The following is a 21,843-nucleotide window of genomic DNA, read 5'->3' as shown; positions in this document are numbered from 1 at the left end:
CTGCGGATGGTGGTGGGCTGGTCGCGCAGTTCCCCGCGCCCCTTAAGGGACCGGTCGTCGTCTGCGGGTAGTGGGTGGTCCCCTTTTGGGCCCGGTCGTCGTCTGCGGATGGTGGTGGGCTGGTCGCGCAGTTCCCCGCGCCCCTTAAGGGACCGGTCGTCGTCTGCGGGTAGTGGGTGGTCCCCTTTTGGGCCCGGCCTTCGTCTGCGGATGGTGGTGGGCTGGTCGCGCAGTTCCCCGCGCCCCTTCAAGGGCCGGTGGTCATCAGCGGGTAGTGGGTGGTTGCTCGCGCCGTTCCTCGCGCCCCTTCGGGGCCCGGTCGTCGTGTGTCGGGCGGCTTCGGGTGCTTGCGCCCCTCGGGCGGGGCAGTCGGGCCCCTCCGGCGTTTGAGGAGCGGGGGCCGGGGCGGAGCCCCGGGCCTTTCAGGGGCGCGGGGAACTGCGCGACCAGCCCCCACCGGCCCGCGGACGAACGTGAACCGGGGTCCAGGGGCCGCAGGCCCGGGGTGCACGCCCCCATCCGGGGTCCAGGGGCCGCAGGCCCCGGGGTGCTGGGGGCGTGGACCTCGGCCGGGGGTCCGGGGGCTGCGCCCCCGGAAACAGACCTCACCCCTTTGTCGCCCCCGCCGTCATCCCCGCGACCAAGTGCTTCTGCGCGAACAGGAAGAACACCGCCGCCGGCACCGCGATCAGTACGGACGCCGCCGTCATCGGACCCCAGTTCGCCGTGTACTGGGTGACGAACGTCTGAAGCCCGCCCGCCAGCGTCAGGTTCTCGTCCCCCACCATGAACGCCGACGAGTACGCGACCTCGCCCCACGCCGTGATGAAGGAGTAGAAGGCGGTCACGGCGAGCCCGGGCTTGGCAAGCGGCAGGATCAGGCGCCAGAACGTGCCGAACGGGTTCAGCCCGTCCACCCGCCCCGACTCGTCGATCTCCACCGGGATGCCGTCGAAGAAGCCCTTCATCATCCAGGCGCAGAACGGGACCGCGATCGTCAGATACGTGATGATCAGGCCCACCGGCTGGTTCAGCAGCCCCAGCTGGCCCATGAGGTTGTAGAGCGGGACGATCAGGATCGCCATCGGGAACATCTGGGTGATCAGCAGCGTCCACATCAGCGGCCGCATCCCGGGGAACTTGAAGCGGCTCACCGCGTAGCCGGTGGTCGCGGAGATGAAGACGCCGAGCAGCGTCGTCACCCCGGCGATCAGCGCCGAGTTCCCGAACCAGGTGAAGAAGCTCGTCTTGTCCACCAGGTAGCGGTAGTTGTCGAGCGTCGTGTCCTTGAAGAAGTCCGTGGTGATCGCGTACTTCGCCGGCTTCAGCGAGGTCAGCAGCACCCACAGGACGGGGAAGACGGCGATGACCGACGCCGTGATCAGCGTGGCGTGCAGCCCGACGGAGGCGAGCGGCGAGCGCCTGCCCCGTACCGGACCGCGCGTACGCGCGGACTCCCGTGCCGACGACATCGTCACCACACCTCTCCCTGCTTGCGAAGCGAGCGCCGGTACACGAGCGCGAAGACCATCAGCACCGCGAGGATCAGCACGCCCCACGTCGCCGACCCGGCGAAGTCCCGCGGGCTCTCCACGAAGGCCTGCCGGAACGCCTGCGTCACCAGGATCTCGGTGGAGTCACCGGGACCGCCCCGCGTCAGCAGGAAGATCACCGGGAACATGTTGAACGTCCAGATCGTGGAGAGCAGGATCACCGTCGAGGAGACCGCCCGCAGGCCCGGGACCGTGATGTAGAGGAACCGCTTCCAGGGCCCGGCCCCGTCCATCTCGGCCGCCTCGTACAGCTCGCCGGGGATCGACTGGAGGCCGCCGAGGAGCGCCACCATCATGAACGGGACGCCCAGCCAGACGTTGACCGCGATGACCGAGAACTTCGCCCAGGTCGGGTCGTCCAGCCAGGGCACCGCCGCGATGCCGCCGCCGTCCAGGACCTTGTTGAGCAGGCCGTTGTCGCGGTTGAAGAGGAAGCGCCAGGCGAACACCGAGACGAAGCCCGGGACCGCCCACGGCAGGATGAGCATCATCCGGTAGGCGGCGCGGCCCCGGAACTGCCGGTTGAGCATGTTCGCCAGCGCCAGGCCGAGCAGGAACGTGGTGGCGACACAGCACACCGTCCACACCACGGTCCACACCAGCCGCTGCATGAAGACCGGGTCGTTCAGCACGTCCACGTAGTTGTCGAGGCCGACGAACGTGTACGTGGCGTCGATGTGGTTGGCGCCGATCGTGCGGCCGACGTTGCGCTCGTTGGCGTCGGTCAGCGACAGGTAGACGCCGCGGCCGAGCGGCCATCCGATGATCACGCCGAGGACGATCACCACGGGGGCGACCATGGTCCAGGCGTACCAGTGCGTCGAGAGCGCCCGCCGGAGCCGGCCGGGGCGCTCGCCGGTCGCGCGGCCCCGGCCGCGGGCGCTCTCGCCCGCGGCCTTCGCCGTCGACTGGCCGGTGTGGACAGTCATGTCAGTCAGTACCCGTCTCCCGCTGCCCGTCCGCTACTTCCAGTCCTTGAGGATCTTGTGGAAGGCGGTGGCGGCGTCCTTGGCCGCGTCCTCGGGCGAGGAGGCGCCGGTCACGGCCTTGGTGAACTGGAGCTTCAGCGGCTCGAAGAGGGCGCCGTTCTCCGGGATCCAGGCGCGCTCGACGGCCTTGTCGACGGCCGGCTTGAAGAACGTGACCATCTCGTTGGACTTCACGTCCGGCTGGTCGTACGCGGCGGTCCGGGTCGGCAGCAGGCTGAGCGCCTTGGTGGTCTGCACCTGGACGGTCTGCGAGGTGAGGTAGTCGACGAAGGCGTGCGAGGCGTCGCGGTTCTTGGAGCCCGCGTAGACCGCGAGGTCGTGGCCGCCCTGCGGGGCGCCCTGGGCGGCCGAGCCCGCCGGGACGACGGCGACACCCAGGTTGGACTTGTCCTTGAACTCGTCGCCCGCGTACACGTCCGCCACCGACCAGGGGCCGTTGACCATCATGGCGACCTTGCCCGACTTGAAGGCGGTCTCCATGTTGTTCCACCCGTCGGTGGCGTTGGTGATCGCGGCGCCGGAGGTGACCAGGTCGCGGGCGGCCTTGAAGGCCTTGACGCCGGCCGGGGCGTCCACGGTGACCTTCTTGTTCTTGGCGTCGACCAGGTCGCCGCCCTCGCCGTAGATGAACGGCAGGAACCAGAAGGAGTCGTCGCCGCGCAGGTACAGGCCGGTCTTGCCGGTCTTGGACTTGATGGCGGCGGCGGCCGTCTTCAGCTCCTCCAGGGACTTCGGCGCCTCGACGCCGGCCTCCTTGAGCATCTTCTTGTTGTAGAAGAGGCCGAGGGTGTCGATGACCTGCGGGACGGCGTACATCTGGCCGTCGTACTTGCCGCTGGCCGCGGCCTGCTTGAGGAAGGCGGAGTCCACTTCCTTGGCCTTGGCGTCCGGGACCTTGTCCAGGTAGCCGAGCGAGGCGAAGTCGGAGACCCAGCCGACGTCGGCGCGGATCACGTCCGGCGCGTCGGAGCCGCTGCTGAACGCGTTCTTGATCTTGTTCTGCGCGTCGCCGTAGGGCACGTTGACGTACTTGACGGTGACCTTGGGGTGCTGCGCGTGGAAGTCCTCGGCGATCTTCTTGAACGTGGCCTTCTCGGTGTCGTTCGAGGTGTCCCACCATGTGACGGTGCCGGAGAGCTCGCCCGAGCTCTTCTTGTCACCGCTGTCACTGCTGTCACTGTCGCCGCAAGCCGTCGCCGCGAGCGCCAGGGTCGCGACCAGCGCGGTGGCCGCTATGCCACGTCGCATGTGAACTCCTTCAACGGGTGCCGCGCCATCACGGCGCCGGATCGCCAGGAACGTAACAAGGATGAAAGAAGACCGAAAGACCTTGCGAAGAATTTCTGCAAGGCCGGTCGATCGTTACATCCGCGTGTCCACACGGTTGCCGATGCGCGCCTTGTCAGAGGGGGTCTGCGTACTCCACGGGCACGTCGGGGAGGCCGGTACCGCCCTTGCAAGGCTTCCGCAAGACCTTGCAGGACTGTTACCTTCGAGGCGCAGCGGCGTTGATCCCACAGGCGCAGGACCCCGTGCAGGCCACCGGAGAGGGACCCCGTTCATGACGCAGGAGCTGACCACGACCACCGCCGTCGCGGACGGGGCGGACCTGCCCCCCGCGAGCGGCACCGGCTGGTGGCGCGACGCGGTGATCTACCAGGTGTACGTGCGCTCCTTCGCCGACGGCGACGGCGACGGCATCGGCGACCTGCCCGGCATCCGGGCCCGGCTGCCGCACCTGGCCGCGCTCGGCGCGGACGCCGTCTGGCTCACCCCCTTCTACGCCTCCCCGCAGGCCGACGGCGGCTACGACGTGGCCGACTACCGGGCCGTCGACCCGCTCTTCGGGGACCTCCAGGACGCCGACGACCTGGTCCGCGAGGCCCACCGGCTCGGCCTGCGGGTGATCGTCGACATCGTCCCCAACCACACCTCCGACCAGCACAGCTGGTTCCGCGCGGCGCTGGCCGGCGGCCCCGAGCGCGAGCGCTACCACTTCCACCCCGGCGGCCGCGGCGCCGTGCCCGCCCAGGGCGGCGCCGCGCCCCCCAACGACTGGGAGTCGGTCTTCGGCGGCCCGGCCTGGACCCGTACCGAGGACGGCGAGTGGTATCTGCACCTGTTCGCCCCCGAGCAGCCCGACCTCAACTGGGAACACCCCGAGGTGCGGGCCGAGTTCGAGTCGGTGCTGCGCTTCTGGCTCGACCTCGGCGTCGACGGCTTCCGGATCGACGTGGCCCACGGCATGGTCAAGGCGGCCGGGCTGCCCGACATCGGCGCTCGCGAGCAGGCCAGGCTCATCGGCGCCCAGGAGCTGCCCTTCTTCGACCAGGACGGCGTCCACGAGATCCACCGCTCCTGGCGCCGGCTCCTCGACTCCTACGAGGGCGAGCGCATCGCGGTCGCGGAGGCCTGGGCCCCCTCGCCGGAGCGGCTCGCCCTGTACGTACGCCCCGACGAGCTGCACCAGGCGTTCAACTTCCAGTTCCTCACCTGCCCGTGGGACGCGGCCGAGATGCGCGCGGTCGTCGACGCCTCGCTCGCCGCGACCCGCTCGGTCGGCGCCCCCGCCACCTGGGTGCTCTCCAACCACGACGTGGTGCGCCACCCGACCCGCTACGGCGGCGGCGCCCGGGGCCTGCGCCGGGCCAGGGCCGCGGCCCTGCTGATGCTGGCGCTGCCCGGCTCCGTCTACCTCTACCAGGGCGAGGAGCTGGGTCTGCCCGAGGTGACGGACCTGCCCGACGAGGTGCGCCAGGACCCGTCCTTCTTCCGCGCCGAGGGCCAGGACGGCTTCCGTGACGGCTGCCGGGTGCCCATCCCGTGGACCGAGGACGGGCCCTCGTACGGCTTCGGCAGCGGCGGCAGCTGGCTCCCGCAGCCCGACTCCTGGCGCGGCCTCTCCGTCGAGGCGCAGTCCGGCGACCCCCGCTCGACCCTGGAGCTCTACCGCTCCGCCCTCACCCTGCGCCGCGAGCTGCCGGGCCTCGGGGACGGCGAGATGGAGTGGCTGGAGGCGCCCCGGGACGTGCTCGCGTTCGCCCGGCCGGGGTTCGTCTGCACGGTCAACACGGGCGCCGACGCGGCCCAACTCATGGTCCCGGGAAGGCCGCTGCTGTCGACGTCGGCGCTGGAGTTCACGGGCGGTAACGTCACGATCCCCGCCGAATCAGCGGTCTGGTGGGCAATCTGACGTGCGACCGGTACAGTCCAATCCCGTGACCGCACGGCTTGCCGACATCGCAGCCCAGGCGGGGGTCAGCGAAGCCACAGTCAGCCGCGTGCTCAACGGCAAGCCCGGTGTGGCCGCGGGCACCCGTGAATCGGTGCTGGCCGCCCTCGACGTCCTCGGCTACGAGCGGCCGGTGCGGCTGCGCAGGCGCAGCGCCGGTCTGGTCGGTCTGATAACGCCGGAGCTGGAGAACCCGATCTTCCCGGCGCTCGCCCAGGTCATCGGGCAGTCCCTGACCCGCCAGGGGTACACCCCGGTGCTGGCCACCCAGACGCCCGGCGGCTCCACCGAGGACGAGCTCACCGAGATGCTGGTGGACCGGGGCGTCTCGGGGATCATCTTCGTCTCCGGGCTGCACGCCGACACCACCGCCGACATGGACCGCTACGAGCAGCTGCGCGCGCAGGGCGTGCCGTACGTGCTGGTGGACGGTTTCTCGCCGAAGGTGCAGGCGCCCTTCATCTCCCCCGACGACCGGGCGGCGATGCGCCTGGCGGTCACCCACCTCGCCGCGCTCGGCCACACCCGTATCGGCCTCGCGGTGGGCCCCAAGCGGTTCGTCCCGGTGCTGCGCAAGATCGAGGGCTTCACGGCCGCGATGGAGGACGCGCTGGGGCTGACCCCCCTGGAGGCCGAGGCGCTGGTCCAGCACTCGCTGTACACGCTGGAGGGCGGCCAGGCCGCCACCACCGCGCTGATCGCGGCCGGCTGCACGGCCGTGGTGTGCGCCAGCGACATGATGGCGCTCGGGGCGATCCGGGCGGCCCGCCAGGCCGGTCTGGAGGTGCCGAAGGACATCTCGGTGGTCGGTTTCGACGACTCCCCGCTCATAGCGTTCACCGACCCCCCGCTGACCACGATCCGCAAGCCGGTGACGGCGATGGGGCAGGCGGCGGTCCGCGCGCTCCTGGAGGAGATCGGCGGTACGCCTGCGCCGCACAGCGAGTTCGTGTTCATGCCCGAACTGGTGGTTCGCGGTTCAACCGCTTCTGGACCGGCTCCCAAGTAGTCCTCCGGTGGGGCGGGCGCCCGCTTCGGCCTAAAATCGGGGGAAGAGTCACTCTCTCGTCCCTGAGGAGTCCTCCACTGGGTGGAGAAATCCGGACCGAACCCGACCGGAGGACGATCTGCGGGGAGGGGGTCCGTCTGGCAGACTCTCTCGCTATGGGTGAAATGACCGTGAAGACTCTGGAAGGTACGGCGGACACCCCGTCGGCCGCCTCGTCGGCTGCGCCCTCACCCCTCTCGGAAGAACACCCCGCCGAAGCGCCGACGCCGCCGGTCCCGGCAGCACCCGCCTCACTCCTCCAACGGCTGCGCACCCCGCGCCGCCCCCGGATCTGGTTCGAAGTCCTCCTGATCGCGGTGAGTTACTGGACGTACTCGCTGATCCGCAACGCCGTCCCCGAGCAGCGGACACAGGCGCTGGACAACGCCGACTGGCTCTGGTCGGTCGAGCAGCACCTGGGCATCGCCGTGGAGCGCTCCGTCAACCACGGCGTCAACTCGGTGACATGGCTGATCACGGGCATGAACTACTACTACGCCACACTGCACTTCGTGGTGACGATCGGCGTCCTGGTGTGGCTCTTCCGCAGCCAGCCCGGCCGCTACGCCGCGTCCCGCCTCGCCCTCTTCGCCACCACCGGCGTGGCCCTGGTGGGCTACTACTTCTACCCGCTGGCGCCGCCCCGCCTGATGAACGGCGGGGGGTTCGTCGACACCGTCCTGGCCCACCACACCTGGGGCTCGATGGCCTCCGGCGACCTGAAGAACATGTCGAACCAGTACGCGGCGATGCCGTCGATGCACATCGGCTGGTCGCTGTGGTGCGGCCTGACCGTCTTCGCGCTCGCCAAGACGCCCTGGGCGCGCGTTCTGGGCCTGCTCTACCCGGCGGCGACCCTGGTCGTCATCGTCTCGACGGCCAACCACTTCTGGCTGGACGCGGTGGGCGGCGTCCTCTGCCTCGCCTTCGGCTTCCTCCTCTCGTACGCCTGGTACGGAAAGCTCTTCCACCGGCTGCCCCGGCGGGTCGCGGCCGCACCGCGCGGCCGCGTGGTGACCGGCACGGCCCGTGCGTGACCCCCGCCTCGCCCGCCCCCGCCCGGCCCGCTCCGGATAGGCTCGTTCCCGACCTTGATCCGGCGCGGAGCCGGGCGCGGTGGCAGGAGGAGGCGGCGGAATGACGGCGGTGCCCGGGCGCAGGAGCAGCACCTTCACACGGCTGCTGCGGTTCGGCTTCACCGACCCGTCGGCGGCCGAACGGCTCCTCGACGTTCCCGAGCTCGCCTCCGTACGGACCGACCCGGTGCTCCTGGACGCGCTGGGCGCCACCGCCGACCCCGATCTGGCGCTCGCCGGGCTGGTACGGATCGTGGAGGCGCAGGACCCGGCCGAGCGGCGGGCGCTGCTGGACACCCTGATCACCGCCAAACCGCTGCGGGACCGGCTGCTGGGGGTCCTGGGCGCCTCCGAGGCGCTGGGCGACCACCTGGCCCGGCATCCGCGCGACTGGCACGCCCTCGTCACCTACGAGGCCGCGGACCTGCATCCGGGGGTCGCGGAGTTCGAGCGGGGCCTGGCCGGGGCCCGCGACCCGGTGGCGCTGCGGATCGCCTACCGCCGGTGCCTGCTGGCCATAGCGGCCCGTGACGTGTGCGGGACGACCGACGTGGCCGAGGCGGCGGCCGAGCTCGCGGACCTGGCCACCGCCACCCTGCGGGCGGCGCTCGCCATCGCCCGGACCGCGGCCCCCGAGGACGCCGCCCTGTGCCGGCTCGCGGTCATCGCGATGGGCAAGTGCGGCGGCCACGAGCTGAACTACGTCTCCGACGTCGACGTGATCTTCGTCGGGGAGCCCGCCGAGGGCGCCGACGAGCGCAAGGCGCTCCAGGCCGCCACCCGGCTCGCCTCGCATCTCATGCGGATCTGCTCGGAGACCACCGTCGAGGGCACCATCTGGCCCGTCGACGCCAATCTGCGCCCCGAGGGCCGCAACGGCCCGCTGGTGCGCACGCTCTCCTCGCACCTCGCCTACTACCAGCGCTGGGCCAAGACCTGGGAGTTCCAGGCGCTGCTCAAGGCGCGGGCGGTGGCCGGGGACCCGGAGCTGGGCGCCGCCTACATCGAAGCCGTCTCGCCGCTGGTGTGGCAGGCGGCCGAGCGCGACAACTTCGTCGCCGACGTGCAGAAGATGCGCCGCCGGGTCATCGACACCATCCCGGCCGCCCAGGTGGAGCGCGAGCTGAAGCTCGGTCCCGGCGGACTGCGGGACGTCGAGTTCGCCGTCCAGCTCCTCCAGCTCGTACACGGCCGCAGCGACGCCACCCTGCACAGCGGCACCACCCTGGACGCCCTCGGCGCGCTCGCGGCGGGCGGCTACGTGGGACGCGCGGACGCCGCCCAGCTCGACGAGGCGTACCGCTTCCTGCGCGCGATGGAGCACCGCATCCAGCTGTACCGGCTGCGCCGCACCCATCTGGTGCCCGAGGACGAGGCCGACCTGCGGCGCCTGGGCCGCTCGCTGGGCCTGCGCACCGAGCCGGTGAGCACCCTCAACCGGGAGTGGAAGAGGCACGCCTCCGTGGTGCGGCGGCTGCACGAGAAGCTCTTCTACCGTCCGCTGCTCGACGCCGTCGCCCAGCTCTCCCCCGGCGAGACCCGGCTCAGCCCGCGCGCGGCGGGCCAGCGCCTGGAGGCCCTGGGCTACGCGGACCCCACCTCGGCCCTGCGGCACCTGGAGGCGCTCTCCTCGGGCGTGACCCGCAAGGCCGCCATCCAGCGCACCCTGCTGCCGGTCCTGCTCGGCTGGTTCGCCGACTCCGCCGACCCGGACGCCGGTCTGCTGGGCTTCCGCAAGGTCTCCGACGCGCTCGGCAAGACGCCCTGGTACCTACGGCTGCTGCGCGACGAGGGCGCGGCGGCGGAGAACCTGGCCCGGGTCCTCTCGGCCGGCCGCCTCGCCCCCGACCTGCTGCTCCGCGCCCCGGAGGCGGTGGCGATCCTGGGCGACCCGGAGGGCCTCGGACCCCGGCTGCGCGAGCCGCTGGAGCAGGAGGTGCTCGCCGCGGTGAACCGCGCCGAGAGCGCCGAGGGCGCGGTCGCGGCGGCCCGTGGCGTACGCCGCCGGGAGCTGTTCCGCACCGCCGCCGCCGATCTCATCGGCAGTTACGGCACGGAGGACAGCCCCGCCGAGGAGGACCCGGGGGCGCTGGTCGACCGGGTCGGGAACGCGGTGACCGACCTGAACGCGGCGACCCTCTCCGGCGCGCTGCGGGCGGCGGTGCGGGCGGAGTGGGGCGAGACGCTGCCCACCCGGTTCGCGGTCATCGGCATGGGCCGCTTCGGCGGGCACGAGCTGAGCTACGGCTCGGACGCGGACGTCCTGTTCGTCCACGAGCCGCGCGACGGCGTCGACGAGCAGGAGGCCGCCCGGGCCGCCAACCGGGTCGTCACCGAGATGCGCCGACTGCTCCAACTGCCCACCGCCGACCCGCCGTTGCTGATCGACGCCGATCTGCGCCCGGAGGGCAAGAGCGGCCCGATGGTGCGCACCCTCGCGTCCTACGCCGCGTACTACCGCCGCTGGTCCCTGGTGTGGGAGAGCCAGGCGCTGCTGCGCGCCGAGCCGATGGCGGGCGACGCGGAGCTGGGGCGGCGGTTCATCGAGCTCGTCGACCCGCTGCGCTACCCGGCCGAGGGGCTCGGAGAGGACGCGGTGCGGGAGATCCGGCGGCTGAAGGCCCGGATGGAGTCGGAGCGGATGCCGCGCGGCGCCGACCCGACGCTCCACACCAAGCTGGGGCGCGGCGGCCTCTCGGACGTCGAGTGGACGGTCCAGCTCCTCCAGATGCGCCACGGCTGGGCCGAGCCGGGCCTGCGCACCACCCGCACCCGGACCGCGCTCCGCGCCGCCCAGGCGGCGGATCTGATCAGCACCGAGGACGCGGCGACGCTGGACGAGGCGTGGGTGCTGGCGACGCGGGTGCGCAACGGGGTGATGCTGGTGCGGGGCCGCCCCGGCGACACGTTCCCGTCCGACGGACGCGAACTGGCGGCGGTCGGCCGCTACCTGGGCTACGAGCCGGGCCACGTCGGGGACATGCTGGACGACTACCGCCGGGTTACGCGGCGGGCGCGGGGTGTGGTGGAGCGGTTGTTCTACGGGGTGTAGCCCTCGGGCGGGCGGCGTCTCGGAGTGTCGCCCGCGGCCCGCCCGCGACCCCTCGCGCAGTTCCCGCGCCCCTTTAGGCGTCGTTCACCTGCGGACCGCAGTGGGCTGATCGCGCAGTTCCCCGCGCCCCTTGCCGGCCGGGGCTTCGTCTGCGGACCGCGGTCGGTTGCTCGCGCAGTTCCCCGCGCCCCCAAAAGCGTCGCTCACCTGCGGACCGTGGTCGGTTGCTCGCGCGCCCCCAAAAGCGTCGCTCACCCGCGGACCGTGGCCGGTTGCTCGCGCAGTTCCCCGCGCCCCCGAAAGCGTCGTTCACCTGCGAACCGTGGCTGGTTGCTCGCGCAGTTCCCCGCGCCCCTGGGAGGTCTGTGGCTGAGCTGAGTTCCCCGACTGCGACCGACCCCCAAGGGGCGCGGGGAACTGCGCGACCAGCCCACCACCCACCCGCAGACAAAGCCCAAGCCCCCAAGGGGCGCGGGGAACTGCGCGAGCAACCCACCACCCACCCGCAGACAAACCCCAGGCCCCCAAGGGGCGCGGGGAACCGCGCGAGTGGTCACAGACGGGCCGCGGGCAAAACCCGCCCCCAACCGTTTCCGCTTCCTTCACCCGCAAGGATCTTCCCGTCTTCAACGGCCCGCCCTACCCTCACGGTGCACCGCCCCCCACATTCCCCCACCCCGGAGGTACCGCCGTGTCCGGCTGGTCCATACCTCGCCGCACCCGCACCGCCCTCGTCACCGCCCTCGGTCTCGCCGCCGCGTCCGCCGGCCTGTGGGCGGGGCTCGGCGGCACGTCCGCCGCCTCGGCGGCGGCGACGCTGCCCACCCCCGACCACACCGTGGTCGTGGTCTTCGAGAACCACGCCTACAACCAGGTCATCGGCAGCTCCAGCGCCCCGTACATCAACTCCCTCAGGAGCGGCGGCGCCAACCTCACGCAGTCGTACGCCGAGACCCACCCCAGCCAGCCCAACTACTACGCGATGTTCTCCGGCTCCACGCAGGGCGTCACGAGCGACAGCTGCGTCAAGGTCGGCTTCTCCTCCGCGCCCAACCTGGCGTCCGAGATCATCGCCAAGGGCAGGACCTGGGCCAGCTACAACGAGTCGCTGCCCGGCCAGGGCTCGACCACATGCGGCAGCGGCAAGTACGCGCAGAAGCACAACCCGTGGTTCGGCTTCTCCAACGTGCCGACGTCCAGCGCCAAGACCTTCGCGCAGTTCCCGACGGACTTCACCACGCTGCCCACCGTCAGTTACGTCGTGCCGAACCTGTGCAGCGACATGCACGACTGCTCGGTCTCGACCGGCGACACCTGGCTGAAGACCAACCTGAAGGCGTACGCGGACTGGGCCAAGACGCACAACAGCCTGCTCGTCGTCACCTTCGACGAGGACAACCGGCTCGCCGGCAACAGAATCGCGACCGTCCTCTACGGCCAGCCGGTCGTCCCCGGCTCGACCTCCTCGACCACGTACAACCACTACAGCCTGCTCCGCACGATCGAGGACATGTACGGCACCACGCACGCCGGCCAGGCCGCCAACGCCTCGGACATCACGGGCATCTGGGTCTCCTGACGTGTACGTAGCAGACAGCCGCGGCACTCCCGCGGCCCCCGCCGCCCGGCTCACCCCCGGGCGGCGGCCCGCCGTGGCCCCGACCGTGCTGGCCCTCGGCGCGGTCAGCCTGATCACCGACGTCTCCTCGGAGATGGTCACCGCCGTCCTGCCGCTCTACCTGGTCACCGGCCTCGGCCTGTCCCCGCTCGGGTTCGGCCTGCTCGACGGCGTCTACAACGGCTTCAGCGCGCTCGTCCGCCTCGTCGGAGGCCATCTGGCCGACCGGGGCGGGCGCCACAAGTCCGTCGCGGTCCTCGGCTACGGCCTCTCCGCGGTGTGCAAACCCCTGCTCCTGGTGGCGGGTTCGCTGCCGGTGATCGGCGCGGTGCTCGCCGCCGACCGTACGGGCAAGGGGCTGCGTACGGCCCCGCGCGACGCGATGATCTCGCTGGCCTCGGCGCCCGAGGCGCGCGGGCGGGCGTTCGGGGTGCACCGCGCGATGGACACGGCGGGAGCCCTCCTGGGGCCCCTGGCCGCGTTTCTGATTCTGCGTCAGGCGGGGGACGGGTACGACGCGGTGTTCACGGTCAGCTTCTGCGTGGCGGCGGCCGGCGTCCTGGTCCTGGTGCTGTTCGTGCCCGGGCGCACCACCCCCGAGCTCGCCCCGGACGCGCCGCGCGCCTCGCTGAAGGCGGCGCTCGCGCTGCTCGGCGAGCGCGAGGTGCGCCGACTGGCGCTCTGCGCCCTGCTGCTGGGCCTGGCCACGGTCAGCGACTCCTTCGTCTACCTCCTGCTCCAGCGGCGCCTGGACGTCCCCGACCGCTGGTTCGCGCTGCTGCCGCTCGGCACGGCGGCCGCGTTCCTGCTGCTGGCCGTGCCGCTGGGCCGTCTCGCCGACCGGGTGGGCCGCTGGCAGGTCTTCCTCGGCGGCCACGCGGCCCTGCTGTGCGCGTACGCCCTGCTGCTGCCGGGCCGGCCCGGGGCGGCGCTGCCGTACGTCGTCCTCGCCCTGCACGGCCTGTTCTACGCGGCGACCGACGGCGTCCTGATGGCCGCGGCGGCGGGCGTCGTCCCCGCCCCCCTGCGCTCCAGCGGCCTGGCGTTGATCCAGACCGGCCAGGCGTCGGCCCGTTTCGTCTGCTCGATCGCGTTCGGCGCGGCGTGGACGGCGTGGGGCGACCGGACGGCGCTGGGCACGGCGGCGGTGGCGCTGGCGGTCTGCGCGGCCGGCGCGATGCTGCTGGGCCCGGCCGAACCGGCCCGCACCGACGGGAGGACACCGGCATGACCCTGCGCCACAAGCTGATCGTCCTGGTCACGGCCCTGGTCGTGCTCGCGGGCGTGGCCACCGCGTCCGTACGGCACGCGGTGGGCCGCGAGGACCGCAGGAACCAGGTCCAGGCGGGCGGCCCGACCGTGCGCGGCGGCGAGGTCTCGCTCGCCCCCGGCGCCGGACGCCGCATCGTCTTCCGCACCATGGCCTGGGGCCCGCACCGCGATGAACTGGCCACGGTCCCGGCCGCCGCCCCCGCGGGGCCGCGCACCGCGTCCGGGGTGAAGTGCCTGCGCTTCCACGCGGCCGGGGGCACCGGCGTGTGCCTCCAGGCCGAGCGGGGCGCGGTGCGGGACGGCTACCGGGCGGTGGTCCTGGACGCGGAGCTGAAGGAGCGGGCCCGCTACGGCCTGCCGGGCATCCCGACCCGGGCGCGGGTCTCCCCGTCCGGGCACCTGGCCGCCTGGACGGTCTTCGTGGGCGGTGACTCATACGCGGGCACGAACTTCTCCACCCGTACGGCGATCCTCGACACCCGCACCGGCACGCTCAGCAGGACCCTGGAGGACTTCGCGATCGAGCGCGACGGGCACCCGTACCGCGCCTCGGACGTCAACTTCTGGGGTGTCACCTTCGCCGACGACACCCGCTTCTACGCGACGATGGCGACGGCCGGGAAGACCTATCTGGTCCGCGGCGACCTGCCGTCCCGCCGGGTCACCACGCTGCGCACCAACGTGGAGTGCCCGTCCCTCTCCCCCGACGGCACCCGCCTCGCCTTCAAGAAACGCGTCCCGGGCCTTCCGGCGGACGCGCCCTGGCACCTGTACGTCCTGGACCTGGCCACGATGCGCGAGACCCCGCTGGCGGAGCCGCGCAGCGTGGACGACCAGCTGGTGTGGCAGGACGACAGGACGGTGACGTACGCCCTGCCGGGCGACTACGGAGCCGACCTCTACACCCTCCCCGCCAACGGCACGGGCAGCCCCCACCGCCTGCTGACAGCGGGGCTGGCGCCGGTGTTCCTGGGCTGAGCGGCGATGAGGAGCAGGCCGGTCGCGTCAGTCCTTGTACGAGCGGTAGGACTCCCGCTCCATCTCGCGGACCTCGACCATGACCTGGAGCTGGTGGCCCTCGGAGGCCTTCGCGTGGCGGACGGCGATGTCGCGGACCGTCTCGGCCAGCTTCTCGCGGGTCTCCCGGGTGCGGCCGCTGAGGATCGAGAGCTGTATGAAGACGGCGTCGACGGTGTCGTCGCCCTCGCCGAAACAGGACTCCTCGATCTGCCGGAAGCGCGTCTTGAAGCCCGCGCTCGGGGCGTCGATGACGGTCGGCGCGGTGGTGTGCACCTCGCGCGCGAAGGCCTGGCGGTCGAAGGTCGGGCTGAGACGTTCCGAGTACTCGACATGGACGAACGGCATGCTCAATCCTTAGGTCGCACGGCAGAACCGGCTGGCTCTCAGCAGCCGCAACCGGCCCCCGCCGGACGGTATTCCCGCCCCCGTGCGGGGGCGGGCCCGCCGTGCGCGTGCCTCAGGAGGGCTGGACCAGCCCGATCGCGTTGCCGTCGGCGTCCTTGACCAGGGCCGTCAGCCGGCCGCCGCCGACGTCCTGGACGGGCTGGAGCGACTCGGCGCCCGCATCGAGCAGGGCCTTCACGGTCTTGTCGATGTCGTCGACGTGCCAGTACGGGACCGGTCCCGTCATCCCCTTGCCGTGGCCGTTGGGGTCGAGCCCCACTTCCTGCCCGGCCGCGTCGAACTGCACGTAGTACGGCTCGTCCATCACGGGCTCGGCCCCGAGCAGCCCGCCGAACAGGGCCTTCGCGGCGGCGATGTCCTTGACGGGGTAGATGATCGTCTTCAGGCCTTGGGTCATGGGGGTGCTCCTCGCAGTGCATGGCGCGGGGCGGCGTACGGCCGCCCCTGCCATGACACACCCCGCCGCCCGCACCCGCCCCCCGGGACCACCCGAATGCCGGACCCGTACGTACGCCCCTACAGCACCGGCAGGTTCTTCCGCAGCTCGAAGGCGGTCACCTCGGACCGGTACTCCTCCCACTCCTGCTTCTTGTTGCGCAGGAAGAAGTCGAAGACGTGCTCGCCGAGCGTCTCGGCGACCAGTTCGCTGCGTTCCATCAGGGAGATCGCCTCGCCCAGGTTCTGCGGCAGCGGCTCGATGCCCATCGCGCGGCGCTCGGAGTCCGACAGGGCCCAGACGTCGTCGTCGGCGCCCGCCGGGAGCTCGTAGCCCTCCTCGATGCCCTTCAGGCCCGCCGCGAGGAGCAGCGAGTACGCCAGGTAGGGGTTGCAGCCGGAGTCCAGGGAGCGGACCTCGACGCGGGCGGAGCCGGTCTTGCCGGGCTTGTACATCGGGACGCGGATCAGCGCGGAGCGGTTGTTGTGGCCCCAGCAGATGTACGAGGGGGCCTCGCCGCCCGCGCCCGCCGTGCGCTCCGAGCCGCCCCAGATGCGCTTGTAGGAGTTGACCCACTGGTTGGTGACGGCCGAGATCTCGGCGGCGTGCTTGAGCAGGCCCGCGATGAAGGAGCGGCCGACCTTGGAGAGCTGGTACTCGGCGCCCGACTCGTAGAACGCGTTGCGGTCGCCCTCGAAGAGGGAGAGATGGGTGTGCATCCCGGAGCCGGGGAACTCCGAGAAGGGCTTGGGCATGAAGGTCGCCTGCACCCCCTGCTCCAGCGCCACCTGCTTCATCACCAGGCGGAAGGTCATGATGTTGTCGGCCGTGGAGAGGGCGTCGGCGTACCGCAGGTCGATCTCCTGCTGGCCCGGCGCGCCCTCGTGGTGGCTGAACTCGACCGAGATGCCCATCGACTCCAGCATGGTGATCGCCTGGCGGCGGAAGTCCATGCCGACGTTCTGCGGGGTGTGGTCGAAGTAGCCGGAGTTGTCGGCGGGCACCGGGCGGGTGCCGTCCAGCGGCTTGTCCTTCAGCAGGAAGAACTCGATCTCGGGGTGGGTGTAGAAGGTGAAGCCCAGGTCCGAGGTCTTGGCGAGGATCCGCTTGAGGACGAAGCGCGGGTCCGCGAAGGACGGGGAGCCGTCGGGCATCAGGATGTCGCAGAACATCCGCGCGGTGCCCGGGGCCTCGGCGCGCCACGGCAGGATCTGGAACGTGCCCGGGTCCGGCTTGGCGATCATGTCGGACTCGTACACCCGGGCGAAGCCCTCGATGGCCGAGCCGTCGAAGCCGATGCCCTCGTCGAACGCCTGCTCCAGCTCGGCGGGGGCCACCGCGACCGACTTCAGGAAGCCGAGCACATCGGTGAACCACAGGCGCACGAACCGGATGTCACGCTCTTCGAGAGTGCGGAGCACGAACTCCTGCTGCTTGTCCATAGCCACATCCTTGCAGTTCAGACGGTCTGTGCACCACCGCCCGGGCATGAGGGGGAGACATCAGTATCAGGGCCCGGGATTACCGACACATTACGCACCCGGAATCGGCTGCCGCATGTCGCCTCCCCACCCTCGCACCGGGCGCCGCGCGGGGCGAGACCGTGGGGGACTCGCGTCGTCCGCCCCCCGCGGAAACGTTCCGGCGACGGCCTCTCACGGCTGCCCGGGTACGGGCCCGTTCACCCGCACGAGTACGGGCGGGGTCCGCCCCGGACCGGACCCGGACCGGACCCGGGGCGCCCCGGGCCGGCGCCCGGCCGCCCGTGGGCGGGTTCCGGCCCGGTGGCCGGATCTTGGCCGACCCCGCCCTGCCGTCCGCCGCGCTTCCTCGCCTAGCATCTGCGCCTATGGGGGGAGTGCGAGTGCGAGGCCTTCGCATCACACGTCCCATGGCGCTGGTGAGCGCCATGGCGACGCTCCTCGCCGCGCTCTTCCTGTGCCTGACCGCCGGCGGCGGCGCGAGCCCGGACGCGGCCACCCCCCGGGCCCACCACGCCCTGGTGGCGGGCGGGGCGGCGCAGTACAGCTGTCCGGACGACCGCGGCGACTGCGGGCTCTTCCCGCACGCCGACCCGGCCGTCCTCACGGCTCCGCCGCCGCTCGACGCCCCGGCGCCGGGGGGCGCCCACACCGTACGGGCCGCGACGGTCCTTCCCCCGGGGGCGCCGGTACGCGGCGGGGCCCGGCCCCGGGCCCCCGATCTCCACGTCCTTCAGGTGCTGAGGTCCTGAGCGCGCACGGCGGGCCCGGCCGTCCCGGCCGCGCCCCGAAGCGGCACCGGACCCCGCGGGGTCCGCCGAACCTCCCCGACCTCTCCCTCACCAGAAGGACTTGAGCCACCATGGCCACCAAGGAATCCAGGAACTCGCGCCAGGCGCGCATAGCCGAGATGCGCCGCGCCGAGCAGGCCCGCGAGCGGCGCAACAAGATCGTCGCCATCACGGCGTCCGTGGCGATCGTGGCCGGGCTCGTCGGCGTCGGCGCGTACCTGCTGAACAAGGAGTCCGACGACAAGGACAAGCAGCAGGCGCAGAAGGCCGCCGACGCCAAGGCGACGATCGCGGGCGAGAAGGACTGGGACGCCAAGAAGCTCACCCGCAACCACGTCACCAAGACGGTGTCGTACCCGATGAAGCCCCCGGTCGGCGGCGACCACGACCAGGTGTGGATGAACTGCGGCGGCGAGGTCTACAAGAAGCCGGTGCCGGACATGAACGCGGTGCACTCCCTGGAGCACGGCGCGGTGTGGGTGACGTACAACGACAAGGCGCAGGCCGCCGACGTGCAGAAGCTCTCCGACAAGGTCTCCAAGACGCCGTACTCGCTGATGAGCCCGTACAAGGCCCAGTCCGGCTCGATCATGCTCAGCGCCTGGGGCAAGCAGGTCACGGTGACCAGCGCGGACGACCCGCGGGTCAACCAGTTCTTCGCCAAGTACGTGCAGGGCCCGCAGACACCGGAGCCGGGCGCGGCCTGCACGGGCGGGCTGGACCAGAAGTGAACCGCGCCTACTGGGCGTCGCTCGCGGCGGTCGTGGCGGCCCTGGTGTTCGCGACCGTGGCCACGGTCGCGAGCGCCACCGGCGGGGACTCCGGGCCGGCCGCGCACACCCCGGTGGCGGCCTCGGCGGACGCCGGGTTCGCCCGTGACATGGCCGTCCACCACCAGCAGGCGGTGGAGATGTCGTTCATCGTGCGCGACCGCACGAAGGACGAGGAGGTCCGCCGGCTCGCCTACGACATCGCCAACACCCAGGCCAACCAGCGCGGCATGCTGCTCGGCTGGCTGGATCTGTGGGGCCTGCCCAAGACGGAGCCGGAGCGGCTGCCGATGGCCTGGATGGGCATGGGCGCCGAGCCGGGCGCGGACGGCGCGCTGATGCCCGGCATGGCGACCAACACCGAGCTCGACCGGCTGCGCGCCGCCGACGGCCGGCAGGCGGAGGTCCTCTACCTCCGGCTGATGACCGAGCACCACAAGGGCGGTGTCCACATGGCCCAGGGGTGCGCCCAGCGGTGTACGACCGAGGTGGAGCGCGCCCTGGCACAGGGCATGGTCGACTCCCAGCGGTCCGAGATCGACCTGATGGCGCAGATGCTGAAGGCGCGGGGGGCCGCACCGCGTACGTAACGCGGTGAGCGGCTTCGGGCCGAGCGGCGTACGCAAACCGTCCGAGTCGGCATTTGCGCCACCAAAAGGACCCAAGTCCCGCCACGGTGGCGGGACTTGGGTTTCTCTTGGGCTTCGCATGTCCCCGGCATGAACCGTTCCTCACCAGAGTGACGCTGTGCATGTGCAGATCAAGTTGCGCATGCCTCCCAGGTGAAGAGCCTCATGCAGGGGGTCACATTGAGAACAAGCCGCACCAGGCGGCGTGCCGTGAGCATGGCAGCGACACTGCCTCTGCTCGCCGGCGCGCTCGCTCTCGGCATACCGTCCGCCCACGCGGCGGACCCCGTGCCGTCCGGGCGGGCCGCCCTCACGGGCACCAAGCCCGCGTGGGCCACCGGCGCCGCCGACCAGGGCGCCACGGCGGACACGAACAAGGTCGACGCGCGGGTCTACCTCGCCGGCCGCGACGCCGAGGGTCTCGCCGCGTACGCCGCGGCCGTGTCGGACCCGCACTCGCCGTCGTACGGGAAGTACCTGAGCGCCGCGCGGACGCAGCAGCGCTTCGGGGCGACCGAGGAGCAGGTCGCGGCGGTCACCGGCTGGCTGAAGTCGGCCGGGCTGACCGTCACGGGCACCAACCAGCACTACGTCTCGGTCTCCGGTGACGTCGCCGCGGCCGAGAAGGCGTTCGCCACCGAGCTGCACAACTACCGCAAGGGCACCCGCACCTACCGCGCCCCGGTGAAGACCGCCTCCGCGCCGGGCGCGCTGGCCCGCGCGGTGCTCACCGTGACGGGCCTGGACAACGCCCCGCACAAGGCGACGCACCACGAGACGCTGCCCGGGCCCGGCCCCGCCTTCAAGAACTCCGGGCCGTTCTCGACGTACTTCGGCTCGAACATCGCGACCACCCTGCCGGACGCGTACGGCACGAAGGTCCCGTACGCGGTCAAGGGGTACACCGGCAAGCAGCTGCGCGCGGCGTACGGCGCGGGCCGCTACACCGGCAAGGGCGTGACGGTCGCGATCACCGACGCGTACGCCTCGCCGACGATGGCGAAGGACGCCCAGCGGTACGCGCTGCGCAACGGCGACCAGGCGTACAGGCGCGGCCAGTACCGCGAGGTGAAGCCCGCCGACTACAACAGCGTGGAGGCGTGCGACGCGGCCGGCTGGTACGGCGAGGAGTCGCTCGACGTCGAGGCCGTGCACGCGGTCGCGCCGGACGCGGACATCGTGTACGTGGCGGGCGCGTCCTGCAACGACCCGGATCTGCTCGACGCCCTCAACAAGATCGTCGATCACCGTCTCGCCGACATCGTCTCCAACTCGTGGGGCGACATCGAGGCCAACGAGACGCCGGACGTGGCGGCGGCCTACGACCAGACGTTCAAGCTGGGCGCGGTCGAGGGCATCGGCTTCTACTTCTCCTCCGGCGACGACGGCGACGAGGTCGCCAACACCGGCAAGAAGCAGGTCGACACCCCGGCCAACTCGGCGTGGGTGACGGCGGTCGGCGGCACCTCGCTGGCGGTCGGCAAGGGCGACACGTACAAGTTCGAGACGGGCTGGGGCACGCTGAAGTCCACCCTCTCCGCCGACGGCAAGAGCTGGACGGACTTCCCCGGGGCGTACACCTCGGGCGCGGGCGGCGGTACGAGCTCGACCGTGAAGCAGCCGTTCTACCAGCGGGGCGTCGTGCCCGACGCGCTCGCCAGGGCGAACGGGGCGGCGCGGATGCGCACGGTCCCGGACATCGCGGCGGTCGCGGACCCCAACACGGGGTTCCTGGTCGGCCAGACGCAGACGTTCCCGGACGCGTCGGTACGGTACGACGAGTACCGCATCGGTGGTACGTCGCTGGCGGCGCCGGTGATCGCGGGTGTGCAGGCGCTGGCGCAGCAGGCGCGGCACTTCCCGATCGGGTTCGCGAACCCGTCGATCTACGCGCGCTACGGCTCGCCCCTGTACCACGACGTCACGGACCACCCACTGGGTGCGCGTGGCCTCGCGGTGGCGCGGGTGGACTTCGTCAACGGGGTCGACGCGTCGGGTGGCCTCGCCACGTCGGTGCGGACGCTGGGGGCGGACAGTTCGCTGCACGCGGTGCGCGGCTATGACGATGTGACGGGGGTCGGTACTCCGTCGCGGGGTTATGTGGCGTCGTACGGATACGGATACGGCTTCCGCCGCTAGTGCGGGCTGGGGCGCGGGGGCACTACCGGCGAGCCGCCCACGGCCGCCCACACAGCCCCCGCGCCCCTTCACATGCCCGGCCGTCGCCTGCGGCCCGGTGGGGGCTGGTCGCGCAGTTCCCCGCGCCCCTGATCGGCCGGGGGTTGTCTGCGGCCATCGGGGGCCGGTCGCGCCGTTCCCCGCGCCCCTTCAGGCCCGGACCTCGCCTGCGGGCCGTCTGTGGTTGCTCGCGCAGTTCCCCGCGCCCCTGAGGCCTGGGGCTGCGCCCCGGCCTCCCCCTTCAAACGCGCCTGCCCCTTGAGGGGCGCGGGGAACCGCGCGACCAGCCCCCA

At 72.0% G+C, this 21,843-nt stretch carries 17 protein-coding genes; 11 read left to right on the top strand and 6 right to left on the bottom strand.

Translation table 11 applies throughout. The annotated features are described in order from the left end of the window. Positions 1-605: 605 nt before the first annotated feature. From ABZ404_RS32855 to ABZ404_RS32845, 3 genes are read right to left on the bottom strand one after another with little or no spacing between them, the layout of a single operon-like run. Positions 606-1,472, bottom strand: coding sequence for a carbohydrate ABC transporter permease (locus ABZ404_RS32855; protein ID WP_358832877.1), 867 nt, complete (start codon positions 1,470-1,472; stop codon positions 606-608). Between the two features lie 2 nt (positions 1,473-1,474). After that, complete coding sequence (locus ABZ404_RS32850) at positions 1,475-2,482, bottom strand: sugar ABC transporter permease (RefSeq protein WP_358832859.1); 1,008 nt, start codon at positions 2,480-2,482, stop codon at positions 1,475-1,477. Between the two features lie 33 nt (positions 2,483-2,515). Beyond that, the gene (locus tag ABZ404_RS32845) at positions 2,516-3,790 is read right to left on the bottom strand and encodes an extracellular solute-binding protein (RefSeq protein ID WP_358832858.1); all 1,275 of its coding nucleotides are present in this window, start codon (positions 3,788-3,790) and stop codon (positions 2,516-2,518) included. Positions 3,791-4,103: 313 nt separating this feature from the next. Between ABZ404_RS32845 and ABZ404_RS32840 the strand changes: the two genes are divergently transcribed. From ABZ404_RS32840 to ABZ404_RS32810, 7 genes are all read left to right on the top strand, one after another. Beyond that, positions 4,104-5,735: a glycoside hydrolase family 13 protein gene (locus tag ABZ404_RS32840; protein WP_358832857.1), complete on the top strand. Its 1,632-nt coding sequence runs from the start codon at positions 4,104-4,106 to the stop codon at positions 5,733-5,735. A gap of 25 nt (positions 5,736-5,760) precedes the next feature. Beyond that, complete coding sequence (locus tag ABZ404_RS32835; protein WP_358832856.1) at positions 5,761-6,783, top strand: LacI family DNA-binding transcriptional regulator; 1,023 nt, start codon at positions 5,761-5,763, stop codon at positions 6,781-6,783. 155 nt (positions 6,784-6,938) lie between these two features. Next, complete coding sequence (locus ABZ404_RS32830; protein WP_358832855.1) at positions 6,939-7,859, top strand: phosphatase PAP2 family protein; 921 nt, start codon at positions 6,939-6,941, stop codon at positions 7,857-7,859. A 100-nt stretch (positions 7,860-7,959) separates the two neighbouring features. Then, positions 7,960-10,950, top strand: coding sequence for a bifunctional [glutamine synthetase] adenylyltransferase/[glutamine synthetase]-adenylyl-L-tyrosine phosphorylase (locus ABZ404_RS32825; protein ID WP_358832854.1), 2,991 nt, complete (start codon positions 7,960-7,962; stop codon positions 10,948-10,950). Between the two features lie 691 nt (positions 10,951-11,641). After that, positions 11,642-12,529: an alkaline phosphatase family protein gene (locus ABZ404_RS32820; RefSeq protein ID WP_358832853.1), complete on the top strand. Its 888-nt coding sequence runs from the start codon at positions 11,642-11,644 to the stop codon at positions 12,527-12,529. 1 nt (position 12,530) lies between these two features. Beyond that, a complete protein-coding gene (locus tag ABZ404_RS32815; protein ID WP_358991207.1) occupies positions 12,531-13,799 on the top strand; it encodes an MFS transporter in 1,269 nt (422 codons plus the stop codon). Beyond that, positions 13,796-14,818: a TolB-like translocation protein gene (locus ABZ404_RS32810; RefSeq protein WP_358832852.1), complete on the top strand. Its 1,023-nt coding sequence runs from the start codon at positions 13,796-13,798 to the stop codon at positions 14,816-14,818. Before ABZ404_RS32815 ends, ABZ404_RS32810 begins: the two co-directional genes overlap by 4 nt. A 27-nt stretch (positions 14,819-14,845) precedes the next feature. On the opposite strand, the gene ABZ404_RS32805 is transcribed toward ABZ404_RS32810, so the two are convergent. The 3 genes from ABZ404_RS32805 to ABZ404_RS32795 form a co-directional block, all read right to left on the bottom strand. Further along, positions 14,846-15,205, bottom strand: a complete 360-nt coding sequence (locus tag ABZ404_RS32805; RefSeq protein ID WP_358832851.1) for an isomerase — start codon at positions 15,203-15,205, stop codon at positions 14,846-14,848. A 112-nt stretch (positions 15,206-15,317) separates the two neighbouring features. After that, complete coding sequence (locus tag ABZ404_RS32800) at positions 15,318-15,662, bottom strand: VOC family protein (RefSeq protein ID WP_358832850.1); 345 nt, start codon at positions 15,660-15,662, stop codon at positions 15,318-15,320. 119 nt (positions 15,663-15,781) lie between these two features. After that, entirely contained in the window at positions 15,782-17,143 is a 1,362-nt protein-coding gene (locus ABZ404_RS32795; RefSeq protein WP_344075950.1) for a glutamine synthetase family protein, read from the bottom strand. A gap of 449 nt (positions 17,144-17,592) precedes the next feature. Between ABZ404_RS32795 and ABZ404_RS32790 the strand changes: the two genes are divergently transcribed. The 4 genes from ABZ404_RS32790 to ABZ404_RS32775 all read left to right on the top strand — a co-directional run bounded on the left by ABZ404_RS32790 (position 17,593) and on the right by ABZ404_RS32775 (position 21,511). Further along, entirely contained in the window at positions 17,593-17,934 is a 342-nt protein-coding gene (locus ABZ404_RS32790; RefSeq protein ID WP_358991204.1) for a hypothetical protein, read from the top strand. Positions 17,935-18,044: 110 nt separating this feature from the next. Continuing rightward, positions 18,045-18,704 (top strand): DUF3105 domain-containing protein, encoded by a 660-nt coding sequence (locus ABZ404_RS32785; RefSeq protein ID WP_358834602.1) that lies wholly within the window; start codon positions 18,045-18,047, stop codon positions 18,702-18,704. After that, complete coding sequence (locus tag ABZ404_RS32780; protein ID WP_358834603.1) at positions 18,701-19,333, top strand: DUF305 domain-containing protein; 633 nt, start codon at positions 18,701-18,703, stop codon at positions 19,331-19,333. Before ABZ404_RS32785 ends, ABZ404_RS32780 begins: the two co-directional genes overlap by 4 nt. 255 nt (positions 19,334-19,588) lie before the next feature. Continuing rightward, positions 19,589-21,511: a S53 family peptidase gene (locus ABZ404_RS32775; RefSeq protein WP_358834604.1), complete on the top strand. Its 1,923-nt coding sequence runs from the start codon at positions 19,589-19,591 to the stop codon at positions 21,509-21,511. Positions 21,512-21,843 lie beyond the last annotated feature (332 nt).

Source organism: Streptomyces sp. NPDC005878, assembly GCF_040629815.1.
Taxonomy (GTDB): domain Bacteria; phylum Actinomycetota; class Actinomycetes; order Streptomycetales; family Streptomycetaceae; genus Streptomyces.
Note: the sequence above shows the minus strand (reverse complement) of the source record. Positions and strands in the feature narration are given on the sequence as shown.